Origin of the sequence: Streptomyces canus, assembly GCF_001514145.1 — a bacterium.
Classification (GTDB): Bacteria; Actinomycetota; Actinomycetes; order Streptomycetales; family Streptomycetaceae; genus Streptomyces; species Streptomyces canus.
This window is the reverse complement of record NZ_KQ948678.1, coordinates 19,540-32,477: the sequence shown is the minus strand read 5'-3', so window position 1 is coordinate 32,477 and position 12,938 is coordinate 19,540. Positions and strand designations below refer to the sequence as shown.

Genomic DNA, 12,938 nt, shown 5'->3' with positions numbered 1-12,938 from the left:
CTGCACATGTGAGCCGCACACAGGAAGGCGCCCCGCGGATCGCTCCACGGGGCGCCTTCTGATCGCCGTACGACTGCCCGGCCTCGGCTCAGTCCTCGTCGGCGAGGATGAGGTACAGCTTCTTGCGGGCCTCGTTGATGACGGCCAGCGCCTTCTCGCGCTGTTCCTTGCTGCCGGTCTTCCAGACCTGACCGAAGGCCTCCATCAGACCGAAGCCGGCCTGCCGGATCTCGCCGAGCGCCTCGAAGTCGATGCCACGGGAGGCTTCCTCCCACGGCGCGTCGGGGCCCTCGTCGGCCGCGGTACGGCCGGCCTCGGTGAGCGCGAACAGCTTCTTGCCGCCCTCGCTCTCACTGGCGATCAGTCCCTCGTCCTCCAGCAACTGGAGGGTGGGGTACACCGAGCCGGGGCTGGGCTTCCACGCCCCGCCGCTGCGCTCGGCGATCTCCTGGATCATCTCGTAACCGTGCATGGGCCGGTCCTTGAGCAGGGCCAGGATCGAGGCCCGCACGTCTCCGCGCCGCGCCCTCCCCCTGGGTCCGCCCCGCCCCCTCGGCCCCCAGGGCCCGGGGCCGAAGCCCGGCCCTCCGAAGCCGGGGCCACCAGGGCCACCAGGGCCACCGGGACCGAAGGGCCCGAAGGCACCTCGCAGGCTCTCGGGACCACCGCGGCCCCGACGACCGGCTCCACCATGTCCACGCTCGAATCCGTGGGAACGCATCGCAATCACTCCATTCCATCGTTGATCTGTCGCGATGCTTCAACGATATATCGGAACCGATCGCATGGCAAGGCCCCTTCGGTGAACCGAGTACGGGATGGCTGCTCCGCTGGTCACGCGGCTGGTCACGCGGTGAGCGTCACTCCGGGGCTGGTGTCTGCACGACCCTGCGGCTGCCTGCAGGGCGGCACCGACGCCCGCGAGCCGGATCGACGCTCGTCGCGGGCGCCACGGCGCGAAGGGGGGTTCGTGCGCACCTCGACCGCTCGGCGATGGTCGGCACGGGACTGGCGAGGAGTGGAGCTTGGGAGCGGGACGACCGGGCGGCCTGGGGCGCCGCCCCCGCGCGGGTCACAGGAGGTTCAGTCGCCCGCGCCTGAGTCTCAAAGGGGACGGGAAGCTCACCCCAAGGCGTCGCGCAACGCGGTGGCCATCAGGTCGATGGCTTCCTTTCCGGCCGGCGCCGGGCCCGTGTGGGTGAAGTAGTGGTCCACGCCCTCGAAGACGCGGTGGGTGACCGGGACCCCGGCGGCCTCCAGAGCCTTGGCGTAGGCGTCCCCCTCGTCACGCAGGCGGTCGTTCTCCGCCGTGATGACCAGGGCGGGAGGAAGACCCGCAAGGTCGTCGGCGAGGGCGGGCGAGGCGAGGGGGTGGGCGCGGTCGGCGGGATCGGGGACATAGGCGGCGGTGAAGATCCGCATGATCTGCGGAGTGAGCAGCGGCTTGGCGATGAGAGACCGCTTGGTGGCCGGATCGGCGACCTGGTCAAGCGGCGCTGAGTCGAGGATCTGGAGCCGGGGCGAGAAGGTGCCGCGTTCCCTGGCCAGCCGGCAGACCGCGGCGGTCAGGTTGGCCCCGGCACTGTGTCCGCCCACGGCGAGCCGCGAACCGTCCCAGCCACCGGCGGCGCCGTTCTCGGCGACCCACGCAGTGACGTCGTAGGCCTGGGTGACAGGTGCGGGGAACGGCCGCTGCGGCGAGACCGCGTAGTCGACGTTGATCACGACGCAACCGGCCGTGGCGGCTATGTAGCGGCAGATGTGGTCGTCCTGCTCGGGCCGGGCGACCACGAACCCGCCGCCGTGGAAGTTGACGTACACGGGCGCGGGGGTGTCCGTGGTGGCCGGCGGACGGTAGACGGTGCACGTCACCGGTCCGGCACCGGTCTCCACCCGGAGGCTCTCGGTGCGCGCCGGGATGTCGGTGAAGTGCAGGTCCTTGTGTACACGGGACATCACGCGACCGAGCAGGAGCTGGATCCCTCTGGCCTGGATTCGGGGGCTGAACGCCATGACTGAACACCCATCGCTGCAAGGTTAAACTAACAGGATTCCTGATAATGGATGCTCGCCGCCGAGAGCGCAATGGGCAGACGGACACTCCCCCGGCGCGGCCTCTTGACGCCGCCGCCGTCGCTCACCGGGACGACGTCCGGAGCAAGCACGTCGAGCAGTCGTCACGAGGACCTCGGCGTTCAGGGTGCCTCCCTCCACGACCCGGATCCCGGCACGGAAAACGGTCCAGCGACCCCGGATTGGCCTTGTCCAGGCCGCAAGATCACCTCGTACCGTCGGAGCATGCGTATCCGAATCGTCGACGCCTTCACCGCCCGCCCCTTCACCGGCAACCCGGCCGGCGTCCTGCTCCTGGAGAACGCCTTCCCGGACGACAACCGGCTCCAGAACATCGCCCTGGAGGTCAACCACGCCGAGACGGCCTTCGCGCACCGGCTCCCCGGGGACGGCGAGGCCGACTGGGCGCTGCGTTGGTTCACGCCCGCCACCGAGGTGAACATGTGCGGACACGCGACGCTCGCCACGGCCCACGTCCTGTACAGCACCGGCGCCCACGAGGGCCCGGTGCGGTTCGCCACCCGCAGCGGTGTCCTCATCGCGACACCGGGCGAGGACGGCTCGATCACCCTCGACTTCCCGACAGCCCCGCTGACCCCGGTCGAACTCCCCGAAGGGGTCGCCGAGGCGCTGGGCGCCGAGCCGCTCACCGCCTTCGACACCGGCCCGAACATCGGTGACCTGCTGCTCGAACTGCCCGACGAGAAATCCGTCCACGCCCTGCGCCCGGACCTCAAGGCCCTGGCCGCCTATTCGGAGCGCGGCGTCATCGCCACGGCCCGCGCCGAGAACCCGGACCTGGGCTACGACTTCGTCTCCCGCTGCTTCTTCCCGAACGTCGGCATCGACGAGGACCCGGTCACCGGCAGCGCCCACACCGCTCTGGCCCCCTACTGGTCCGAGCGTCTCGGCCGTACGGATCTCACCGGACTGCAGGCCTCGCCGCGCTCCGGCCGGGTCCGCACCGGGCTTCGCGGCGGGCGCACGCTGCTGACCGGCAGCGCGGTCACGGTCATCGAGGGCGAGCTGCTCGCCTGATCACGCGGTGGGCAGCCAGCCCACCTTCCCCGCGAGGAGCGCGTAGCCCACGAACGCCCCGATGTCGAGCAGGGAATGCGCCACCACCAGGGGGCCCACGCGCCCCCACCGGCGGTACAGGTAGACGAACACCACGCCCATCACCATGTTGCCGATGAAGCCGCCGATGCCCTGGTAGAGGTGGTAGCTGCCCCGCAGTACGGAACTGGCCACCAGCGCGGTGCCCGGGCTCCAGCCCAACTGGTGGAGCCGGCGCAGCAGATAACCGACGACGATCACCTCTTCGAGGATCGCGTTCTGCATCGCCGAGAGGATCAGCACGGGGTACTTCCACCACACGTCCGGCAGCGCCTCGGGCACCACGGTGAGGTTGAAGCCCAGACCACGCGCGGCCAGGTAGAAAGCGATACCGGTGCTGCCGATCACGGCCGCGATCCCGGCCCCGCGGGCGAGGTCGGGCCCGGGCCGGGTGCGGTCGAAGCCGAGGGTTCTCAGGCTCTGCCCCTCGCGCAGCAGGAGGTGCGCGACGAGCAGCACGGGCACCAGGGCCGACGCGATCCCGAAGAGCTGCCAGGCGAGATCCAGCCAGGGACGGCCCGGCGCGGCCGAGGCGTTGAGAGTCGCGGCCTGGTCCTTGAGCCCCCCTGGTTTGGTGACCGACCCGACAAAACTGATCAGGGCGGACACACCACTCGCACCGAGCGAAAGCCCCAGTACGAGCAGCGTCTCGTCACGGAAAAATCTCCGTGAGAGCGCCCTCTGCGGAAAAGAATCGGCCACTGCCCCTTCCTCCGCCTGCACACCTGCCTCCAGTTGAGTAATCCAGCCTCATCCCCATCCCCGCCCCGCTAGGGTCCTTCGAAAGAAATGACGAAGATCGTGCGCAAGGCCGTCGGGGGGACGGACGCCGTACGGGGGCGTGCCTCCCTCTTTCCTGCCGTATACGGCCGTGCCGGCACGGAAATCGACAGGGGAGGGCACCACCGCCATGGGACGTCACAGCTTGCCCGATCAGTATGGGGCGGGCGGCAGCGACCCCCGCCCACGCGCGCGCCGCCGTACCGTGGCCATCGCGACGGCCCTCGTCCTGACCGTCGCCGGCGGGACGGCCGCCGCCGTCCAGGGCGGTCTGCTCTCCTTCGGCTCCTCCTGCCGGGACGATGCGGTACGGCTCGAGCTCGCCGCCTCCCCCGACGTCGCCCCCGCCCTGCGCAGCGCTGCCGAGCGGGCCCGCGACGAGAGCCTCACCTCCGACGGACGCTGCGTCGACATCACCGTGACCGCGCGCGAGTCGTACAAGGTCAGGGACACGCTCGCGGCCGGCAAGGACCCCGGCGTGCAGGTATGGGTGCCGGACTCGGACGTGTGGGTGGAGCAGATCTCCGCGGACAGCGACGCGACGGAGGTGGCCCGGGTCGGCAACGTGGCCTCCAGCCCGGTCGGGATGGCGATGGTGCCGGCCGCCGCGAAGTCACTGGGCTGGCCGAAGAAGACGTACGGCTGGCTCGAACTGGCGGGCGCCACCCTGCGGGACGACTCCCTCAAGCTGGGCGCCGCCGACCCCGCGCGCAGCGCGACCGGGCTGCTCGCCCTCACCCGGCTCACGAGTGCGGCGGGGAAGGCCGCGGGCGGGGAGACGCAGGCCGCGGCCATGATGAAGACGCTCTCCCAGCGCATCTCCGACAGCGACGGCCAGCTCGTGGAGACCCTGCCGCGGGACGCCTCGGGCACCGAGCAGGGCAATCCGAAGCGCAATCAGGCGCTGGTCCTGTCCGAGCAGGCGGCCTTCGCCCACAACTCCTCGGCGGAGTCCGGGCACGGCCTGGACTTCTTCTATCCCAAGGATGGCTCACCGCGCCTGGACTATCCCTACGCGCTGGTCGACGAGACACGGCTGACCACCGACGAGAGCCGCGCGGCGATCCGGTTCATGACATACCTGCGCAAGCCCGAGCAGGAACAGCTGCTGACGGACCGGGGGTTCCGCACCTCCGACGACCAGGTGTCGAAGACGCTGGTCGCGAAGGCCGGTGGCGAGGTGCCGCAGCCGTATGCGGAACCCGCCGGGGAGCCCGCCTCTGCGGCGGCGCTCCAGGAGGCCCTCGGCACCTGGACGATCACCGTGCAGAGTGCGCGGATCACCACGGTCGTGGACGCGTCGTCCTCCATGTCGGAGGCCGTGCCGGGCACCGGCCGCTCCCGGATGGACGTCACCAAGGCGTCCCTCCTCCAGGCGCTCGCGACCTTCACCCAGGAGGACGAGATCGGCCTGTGGGAGTTCTCCACCAAGCTCGACGGCGACAAGGACTACAAGGTCCTGGTGCCGACGGACCGTCTGGGCGACAGCGCGGACGGGACCGGCACCCAACGAGAGCGGCTGTCCGCGGCGTTCGGCGGTCTGGAGCCGGTGCCGGGCGGAGCGACGGGGTTGTACGACACCACGCTCGCCGCTTACAAGTCGGCGACCTCCTCCTACGCCGAGGGCAAGTTCAACGCGCTGGTCGTCCTGACCGACGGCGTCAACCAGGACCCCGGCAGCATCTCGCGCGGAGCGTTGGTCTCCGAACTGGAGAAACTCTCCAGCCCCGAACGTCCGGTCCCCCTGATCGTGATCGCGGTGGGCCCCGACGCCGACCGCGCGGAGGCCGAACAGCTCGCCGAGGCCACCGGCGGCTCCGGCCAACAGGTCAACGACCCCGCCCAGATCCACACGGTGATCCTGAAGGCGATCGTGGCCGCGGGCGCCCAGGGCGGCAGCGCCGGCGACTGACTCCGCGCCTCACCCAGGCCCTCACCCCAGCGGCACCGGCTCCGGCAGCCCCACCGGCCAGGTGTGCACCGGCTCTCCCTGGTGCATGAGCTCGCCGTACCGCCGTGTCGTGGCCGCCAGTGCCGCGTCCCGCGACAGTCCCGCCTCCAGTGCCCGGTGGAACGTCGCGGTCTGCCAGGACGCCCCGTTGGCCCGGCGCCGGCACCGCTCCTCGATCACCCCGAGGTAGAGGTCCCGGTCGGCGGGCTCGACGCCCCACCCGGCGAGGCCCGCGTCGGCGAGCGGCAGCAGTTCGTCGCGTACGAGGGTCACCGCGTCGACCTCGACCGTGCCGCCGTGGCGACCGCGCCGGGGCCAGACCATGCGCGCGTCGATGCCGTACCGGCAGGCCGCGTCGAAGTTGGCCGCGGCCGCCTCGAAGGGCAGCCTGGTCCACACCGGCCGCGGCTCCTCGGCGAGGGCGCGGACGAGGCCGTAGTAGAAGGCCGCGTTGGCGATGACGTCCGTGATGGTGGGGCCGGCGGGCAGCACGCGGTTCTCGACGCGCAGGTGCGGGACGCCGTCGGCGATGCCGTAGACGGGCCGGTTCCAGCGGTACACCGTGCCGTTGTGCAGGACGAGCTCGGCGAGGGAGGGCACTCCGCCCTGGTCGAGGACCTCCAGCGGGTCCTCCTCGTCGCAGATCGGCAGCAGGGCCGGGAAGTAGCGCAGGTTCTCCTCGAAGAGGTCGTACGCCGAGGAGATCCACCGCTCGCCGAACCAGGTGCGCGGCCGCACCCCCTGGGCCTGCAGCTCGGGCGGACGGGTGTCCGTGGACTGCTGGAAGAGCGGCGGGCGGGACTCGCACCACAGCTCACGCCCGAAGAGGAAGGGCGAGTTGGCACCGACGGCTATCTGCACGCCGGCCACCGCCTGCGCGGCGTTCCACACGTCGGCGAAACGCCCCGGCGTGACCTGGAGGTGCAGTTGCACGGAGGTGCAGGCGGCCTCCGGGGCGATCGACTTCGACGTGCAGGTGAGGCGTTCCACCCCGTCGATGTCGAGGATGAAGTCCTCACCGCGGGCGGCCACGATCTGGTCGTTGAGGAGGGTGTAGCGGTCGACGTCGGACAGGTTGGAGGAGACCAGGTCGTCCCGGTCGAGGGTGGGCAGAATGCCGATCATCACGATTCCCGCGTCGACCTCGCCCGCTTTGCGGTCGGCATACGCCAGCGAGGTCCGCAGTTCCTCGGCGAGCCGGTCGAATACCCTGCCACCCAACCTGTGTGGGGCTATGTTGACTTCCAGGTTGAACATGGCGAGTTCTGTTTGGAAATCTCGGCTTGCGATGCGTTCGAGGACCTCTCCATTCAGCATTCTCGGCATACCGTCGGCGCCGACCAGATTCAATTCGATCTCCAGCCCCATCAGGTTCTGGGGACGATCGAACCGCTGCTCCGCCAGGAGCCGCTCCAGCCCCGTCAGGCACCTGCGGAGCTTGTCGCGGTAGCGCTGGCGATCGGACAGGTCGAACCGGCCTGCCACGACCTTCTCCCCCATCGAAGGGTCCCTCCTCGATGCGTCATGAGTCAGGTGGGATGATGCCCAGCCGGAACGATCGGTAACGTCCCGCGTCGGCCCCGAGCGCGCTACCCTGTCGGAAGTGACCGGTGGCACATTCACTCGGCATGGAGCACTCAGCAGTTTCGAGTGCCCCGAAGAACTCGTGAAAAACGCCGACGAAAATTGGCCGACCACTTCCCGAGCATTTCCCGAGGTCACCGCCCGCGAAGAGTCACGGTATCGGGATCATTCTCGCGTATCACCGACCGAATGGCCCCTTGCCCCGCGCGCTGGAAGCGGCTAGACGAAACACTGTCTGAACACATGTCGTATAAACTTCGCGAACAAGGCAGAGGGTTGGCACCCGCGGTCCTGGATCCTGCCGTCAGGTGACGTACCGCAGTCCTCATCCGCATCCGCGTCACCGGACCCCGGCCCCCGCCTCTCTGACCTTCGTGAGCTGACAGCGCCGTCCGCCCCCGCCCTCGCGCCACCGTGCCTGTCGAATGAGAGGCGACCCACCATGCCGCTGCATGTCCCCCCGGCTCCCGCCCCAGCACTTCGCTCCGTCCTCACCGCACTCGCCTCGCCCACCGCGGTACGCGAGGCCCGGACCCCCTCCCTGCTCCGCGCCCAGGGACCCGTCACACCCGAGCTCCCGCTACCCGTACACGTCCTGGACGGGAACGCCACCCGGCTGACCGGGTGGCGTTTCCTGATCCGCTGCGGCGATCGCTCGGTGGCCGCGGCCGAGACCATGCTGACCCCGGACGGCTGGGCGTTCTCGCACTTCTTCGAGGGCCCCTACATCGCGTCCACCGAGCGGGCACTGCGTCAGGCCGAGGTGATGCAGCAGCCGTACCAGCCGCGTCTGCTGTCGATCCCGGGCCTGTACATGCTCGCGCTCTGGCTGCACGGCGACTGCGCGGCGGACGCCGCCACCGGCCGCCTCGCCGCCACCGACCTGCTCGTCCCCCTGGCACCGGCTCCGCCCGGCATCGCCGCCCACCGCCCGCACCGGGCAGCCGAGCTGCTCCCGGTACTGGCCCACCGGGTGACTCCGGCCCCACTGCTGGGCTCGCCCGCCTGAAACCTCGTCCGCGCGTATCGCCCACGCCCCTCGTACCCCGCCCCGAATTCCGGGTAGCGGGGTACGGCTTTGTTTCCGGTGCCATTAGGGTCGTACACAATCCCCAGGGATCGCACAGAAGACCATTTGCTCGTACGAGCGCACAATTGCTCGGACGAGCCGAACCCGGGCCGGACTCCAGGTGGACTAGCCCTTTCCGGCCACTGCGAACCATCCGAAGGGACAGTGCAGTTGGGATGAACCGTCCGGCCGGGTGACGCGTCTCCAACCTGTGAAGAAGTGGTGATGCGAAATACCTGCGGATTGACGCCCGTAGGGCAACACTGGGTTCCGACTGAGTTATCGCAACGGGGGACGTCATGACCACAACACAGCGAAAGATCCCACCAATGTGCCAGCACCAGCCACCGTGTCCCACCGCCGCCTCCGCCGACCGGGAGTCCGCCCGCCTCGTGGCGCACCACCCGGAGCAGGGCTGGAGCCTGCTGTGCAACGGCGTTCTGCTCTTCGAGGACACCGGTGAGCTCCTGCCCGACGGCCGGGTCATCGCCCCGCACCGCCCGCTCGCGGTGGCGGCCGCCTGAAAACGCCCGGGCGGTCGCCGTATCGCCCGGAGATCTGAGGGGCCGGCTCGCAGCGGCTGTCTGTGCACCGGCCCCGACGCATGTCCCACGGCGATCACTCCCTGTGACGCCTTGTATATGACCCCACTTTTCCGGAAGACTCCTGGAAGTTTCGAGGCTTGTACGCGGAGGTGGGCAAGTGACAGCAGGCAAGGCCGGCGCCGAGCCCCGGGGCAAGGTCACCATCACGGAGATCGCCCGGCAGGCCGGAGTCTCGGTGCCGACGGTGTCCCGGGTGGTCAACGGCCGGTCGGACGTGTCCCCGCGCACCCGCGCCCGCGTCGAGGAGCTGCTCCAGAAGTACGGCTACCGCAAGCGCCCCGCGGCCCCCGGCACCCGCGCCGCCCTGCTCGACCTGGTCTTCAACGACCTCGACAGCCCCTGGGCCGTGGAGATCATCCGCGGTGTCGAGGAGGTCGCCCACGCGGAGGGCGTCGGCACCGTCGTCTCCGCGATCCACGGCCGCTCGGGCGCTGCACGCGAGTGGATGCGCAATCTGCGCGCCCGCGCCTCCGACGGGGTCGTTCTCGTCACCTCGGCGCTGGACATGGTCCTCCACGACGAGCTGCGCGCCCTGGGCGTCCCGCTGGTGGTCGTCGACCCGGCCGGCTCCCCCGCACTGGACGCGCCCACCATCGGCGCCGCCAACTGGTCGGGAGGGCTCGCGGCCACCGAGCATCTGCTGTCGCTGGGCCACCTCAGGATCGGCCTGATCGCAGGGCCGCCCCGGCTGCTGTGCTCGCGGGCGCGCTACGACGGCTACCGCGCCGCTCTCGAGGGTGCGGGGCTCACCCTCGACGAGTCCCTGGTCGTACCCGGCGACTTCCACCCGGAGTCCGGCTTCGCCGGCTGCGAGAAGCTCCTGGAGCTGCCCGAGCCGCCGACCGCCGTCTTCGCGGCCAGCGACCAGATGGCCCTCGGCGCGATCGAGGCGCTGAGGAGACGCGGGCTGAGGGTGCCGGAGGACATGAGTCTGGTGGGCTTCGACGACCTTCCGGAAGTCCGCTGGTCGGCACCTCCGCTGACGACCGTCCGCCAGCCGCTCGCCGACATGGGCAAGCTGGCCGCCCGCACGGTCCTCGAACTGGCCCGCGGTGAACGCCCGGACTCACCGCGCGTGGAGCTGGGCACGGAACTGGTGGTGCGATCGAGCACCGCACCACCGGTCATCCGCTGACGGACCACGGCCCGTCAGGTGGGTCAAGCCGCCCACCCGACAGACGCGCGCACGCCCGCCGGACCCGCACCACCGGGCCACCACCCGCTGACGACCCACGGCCCGTGCGTGGGGTCAGGCCTTTCCTCGCGGCAGACGCGAGCACGCCCGTTGGACCCCGCACCACCGGGCCACCCGCTGACGACCCACAGCCCGCCGGTGGATCAGGCGCCCTCCCAGCAGACGCGAGATCACCTACCGCGAGCACGCACCACCGGGCCATCCCTTGACGGACCACAGCCCGCCGGTGGATCAGGCCGCCCACCCGGCAGACGCGAGCACGCCCGTTGGACCCCGCACCACCGGGCCACCCGCCGGTGGATCAGGTCGCCCACCCGGGCTCGAGCACGCCCGCTGACCCGCACCACCGGCCGGACCCGCAGGTCAGGCCCTCGGGTGCACCGTCAGAGGCGACCCTCCCGCCGGCGAAGCGGTCCCGGTCTCGGAGAGAGGCCCCCAGGGAGGTGGGCCGGGAGCGTGTCCCGCCGTCCCTGTCGACGGCGCCCCGGTGGCCGGCCCACCGCGGCCCCGGCAGGTGGCGCCCTGGCTCCCCAAGTCGGCCACCAGCGCGGCCGATCCGAGTCGCCCGGAGCGGGGTTCTCCGGTCAGGGCCCGGCTGCAGCGGCCGTCGACGAGCCGACGGGAGTCGCCGCAGTCCCCGCCGCCCCCTACTTCAGCGCCGCCCGGATCGCGTAGTACGCCGGCTTCGGCTGGAGCTGCTCGTCCCAGGGCAGCGCGGCCCCCTGGCCCTCGAAGAAGGCGGGTATCCAGCTGTACTTGTCGGTGTAGTCCCAGATGGTGATCCCGACACACCGGCGCACCGCGAGACAGGCATCGGTCAAGTCGGCGTACCACTGTGCCTGTTGGGCCAGTTTCTCCTCGGTCGCGGGCAGGATCATCCGGATGTCGACCTCGGTGAGCGCGGTGTCGAGGCCCAGCTTGGAGAAGCGGCGGAGGTTGTCCTCCAGCGTGGTCGGATAGCCGTACTGGAGCGCCAGGTGGGCCTGGAGACCGATGCCGTCGAGCGGGACGCCCTGCGCCTTCAGCTCCTTGGCCAGGGTGTAGTAGGCGTCGCTCTTCGCCCCGATCCCCTCGATGTTGTAGTCGTTGAGGTAGAGCTTGACCTTGGGGTCGGCCTGTCGGGCCCAGCGCAGGGCGTCGGCGATGTAGCCGGGGCCGAGGGTCTTGTAGAAGACGGTCTCGCGGTAGGTGCCGTCCTCGTTGAAGGCCTCGTTGACGACGTCCCAGGCGAAGACCTTGCCCCGGTAGTGCCGCACCTCGGTCTGGATGTGCTTCTTCAGGACGGGCCGCAGCTCGGCCGCCGTCCACTCGCGCGAGGTGATCCAGTCGGGCAACTGGCTGTGCCACACGAGGGTGTGGCCGCGCACCTTCTGGTGGTTCGCGCGGGCGAGGTTCACGATCTCGTCGCCGTTGGTCCAGTCGAAGACCCCCTGCTCGGGTTCGGTGGCATACCACTTCATGCCGTTGCCCGGCGTGATCTGGTCGAACTCGCTGCCGAGGATCTTCTTGTACGGCTCGTCGACGAGTTCGGGATTGTCGGTGGCGCTGCCGAAGTAGCGGCCGTGACGCTGGGCGAGGTCGGCGAGGGTGGCCGGTTTGCCGTGGGCCTGGGCGGTGGGAGCGGTGGCCGCGACCACCACTGCGGCCAGGACTCCGGCGAGTCTGAGACGGTTCTTGCGCATGGTGCGACTCCTCACGTGCGGGCGGGGTGAGCCGTACTTTTCGAAGCGCCGGGGTCAGCCCTTCGTGGCACCGGCGGTGAGGCCGCCGACGAGCTGGCGCTCGGCGACCGAGTAGAAGGCGAGGGCGGGAACCATCGCCAGGACGAGATAGGCGAAGACGCGGGCGTACTCCGCGGAGTACTGGCCCTGGAACTGCTGCACACCGATGGGGAGCGTCCACCACGTGTTGTCGGTGAACACCAGCAGCGGCAGCATGAAGTTGTTCCAGCTGGTGACGACCGCCAGCACCGAGACGGTGCCGAGCGCGGGCCGTGCCATCGGCAGCAGGACGCGCCAGAAGAACCCGAACGGGCTGCACCCGTCGAGAGTGGCCGCCTCCTCCAACTCCCCGGGGATCTCCCGGAAGAAGGCGCGCAGGATGATGATCGTCATCGGCAGCCCGAAGGCGGCCTGCGGCAGGATCACGCCCAGCGGGTTGTCCAGCAGACCGAGCGAGCGCAGCAACAGGAACAGCGGCAGCACCGCCACCGCGAAGGGGAACATCAGCCCCATCGTGAAGAGTGTGAACAGCGCCTCCCGTCCCCGGAAGGCGAACCGCGCGAAGGAGAACGCGGCCAGCGCGGAGGCGGCGACCACCAACACGGTCGTACCGACGGCGATCAGCGTGCTGCTGCCGAGCAGCCGCCAGAAGTCCCCGCCGGCCAGGATGTCGGTGTAGTTGCCCGTCCGCCAGTGGTCCGGCAGTCCGAAGGGGTTGCTGGAGAGCTCGTCGGTGGACTTGAACCCGGACAGGACGGCGTACACCAGGGGTACGACCATCACCGCGCCGACGGCGACGAGGATCACGTGCAGGGGCAGGGTCCGTGCGGTGGTCTTGCGGGCG

General features: G+C 70.3%; 11 protein-coding genes. 5 read left to right on the top strand and 6 right to left on the bottom strand.

Going from position 1 to position 12,938, the window contains the following annotated elements:
- Positions 1–88 precede the first annotated feature (88 nt).
- On the bottom strand, positions 89–721 hold the full coding sequence (locus AQJ46_RS44935; RefSeq protein WP_079072732.1) for a PadR family transcriptional regulator: 633 nt from the start codon (positions 719–721) through the stop codon (positions 89–91).
- Between the two features lie 401 nt (positions 722–1,122).
- A complete protein-coding gene (locus AQJ46_RS44930; protein ID WP_059211143.1) occupies positions 1,123–2,013 on the bottom strand; it encodes an alpha/beta hydrolase in 891 nt (296 codons plus the stop codon).
- A gap of 285 nt (positions 2,014–2,298) precedes the next feature.
- Here AQJ46_RS44930 and AQJ46_RS44925 point away from each other — a divergent pair, with 285 nt between their 5' ends.
- Positions 2,299–3,111 (top strand): PhzF family phenazine biosynthesis protein, encoded by an 813-nt coding sequence (locus AQJ46_RS44925; protein ID WP_059211142.1) that lies wholly within the window; start codon positions 2,299–2,301, stop codon positions 3,109–3,111.
- Here the strand turns inward: AQJ46_RS44925 and AQJ46_RS44920 are convergent, their stop codons facing one another.
- Positions 3,112–3,912 (bottom strand): CPBP family intramembrane glutamic endopeptidase, encoded by an 801-nt coding sequence (locus AQJ46_RS44920; protein WP_059211141.1) that lies wholly within the window; start codon positions 3,910–3,912, stop codon positions 3,112–3,114.
- 187 nt (positions 3,913–4,099) lie between these two features.
- Here AQJ46_RS44920 and AQJ46_RS44915 point away from each other — a divergent pair, with 187 nt between their 5' ends.
- Complete coding sequence (locus AQJ46_RS44915) at positions 4,100–5,881, top strand: substrate-binding and VWA domain-containing protein (RefSeq protein ID WP_059211140.1); 1,782 nt, start codon at positions 4,100–4,102, stop codon at positions 5,879–5,881.
- Between the two features lie 21 nt (positions 5,882–5,902).
- Here AQJ46_RS44915 and AQJ46_RS44910 read toward each other — a convergent pair whose 3' ends face one another.
- Positions 5,903–7,420, bottom strand: coding sequence for a glutamate-cysteine ligase family protein (locus AQJ46_RS44910; RefSeq protein ID WP_059211139.1), 1,518 nt, complete (start codon positions 7,418–7,420; stop codon positions 5,903–5,905).
- A gap of 526 nt (positions 7,421–7,946) precedes the next feature.
- On the opposite strand from AQJ46_RS44910, the gene AQJ46_RS44905 reads away from it, so the two are divergent.
- From AQJ46_RS44905 to AQJ46_RS44895, 3 genes are all read left to right on the top strand, one after another.
- The gene (locus AQJ46_RS44905; protein WP_059211138.1) at positions 7,947–8,513 is read left to right on the top strand and encodes a hypothetical protein; all 567 of its coding nucleotides are present in this window, start codon (positions 7,947–7,949) and stop codon (positions 8,511–8,513) included.
- Positions 8,514–8,902: 389 nt separating this feature from the next.
- A complete protein-coding gene (locus AQJ46_RS44900) occupies positions 8,903–9,097 on the top strand; it encodes a DUF5999 family protein (protein WP_057610513.1) in 195 nt (64 codons plus the stop codon).
- 178 nt (positions 9,098–9,275) lie between these two features.
- Positions 9,276–10,313: a LacI family DNA-binding transcriptional regulator gene (locus AQJ46_RS44895; protein ID WP_059211137.1), complete on the top strand. Its 1,038-nt coding sequence runs from the start codon at positions 9,276–9,278 to the stop codon at positions 10,311–10,313.
- Positions 10,314–11,020: 707 nt separating this feature from the next.
- Here the strand turns inward: AQJ46_RS44895 and AQJ46_RS44890 are convergent.
- Together AQJ46_RS44890 and AQJ46_RS44885 are read right to left on the bottom strand one after the other, a co-directional pair.
- Positions 11,021–12,055: an endo-1,4-beta-xylanase gene (locus AQJ46_RS44890; RefSeq protein ID WP_059211136.1), complete on the bottom strand. Its 1,035-nt coding sequence runs from the start codon at positions 12,053–12,055 to the stop codon at positions 11,021–11,023.
- Between the two features lie 54 nt (positions 12,056–12,109).
- Positions 12,110–12,874, bottom strand: coding sequence for a carbohydrate ABC transporter permease (locus AQJ46_RS44885; RefSeq protein ID WP_404828531.1), 765 nt, complete (start codon positions 12,872–12,874; stop codon positions 12,110–12,112).
- Positions 12,875–12,938: the final 64 nt, after the last annotated feature.

Bases quoted from the DNA above. Each gene is read 5' to 3' on its own strand.
- AQJ46_RS44935 (WP_079072732.1), bottom strand. From the start codon at position 721: ATGCGTTCCCACGGATTCGAGCGTGGACATGGTGGAGCCGGTCGTCGG.
- AQJ46_RS44930 (WP_059211143.1), bottom strand. From the start codon at position 2,013: ATGGCGTTCAGCCCCCGAATCCAGGCCAGAGGGATCCAGCTCCTGCTC.
- AQJ46_RS44925 (WP_059211142.1), top strand. From the start codon at position 2,299: ATGCGTATCCGAATCGTCGACGCCTTCACCGCCCGCCCCTTCACCGGC.
- AQJ46_RS44915 (WP_059211140.1), top strand. From the start codon at position 4,100: ATGGGACGTCACAGCTTGCCCGATCAGTATGGGGCGGGCGGCAGCGAC.
- AQJ46_RS44910 (WP_059211139.1), bottom strand. From the start codon at position 7,420: ATGGGGGAGAAGGTCGTGGCAGGCCGGTTCGACCTGTCCGATCGCCAG.
- AQJ46_RS44905 (WP_059211138.1), top strand. From the start codon at position 7,947: ATGCCGCTGCATGTCCCCCCGGCTCCCGCCCCAGCACTTCGCTCCGTC.
- AQJ46_RS44900 (WP_057610513.1), top strand. From the start codon at position 8,903: ATGTGCCAGCACCAGCCACCGTGTCCCACCGCCGCCTCCGCCGACCGG.
- AQJ46_RS44890 (WP_059211136.1), bottom strand. From the start codon at position 12,055: ATGCGCAAGAACCGTCTCAGACTCGCCGGAGTCCTGGCCGCAGTGGTG.
- AQJ46_RS44885 (WP_404828531.1), bottom strand. From the start codon at position 12,874: ATGGTCGTACCCCTGGTGTACGCCGTCCTGTCCGGGTTCAAGTCCACC.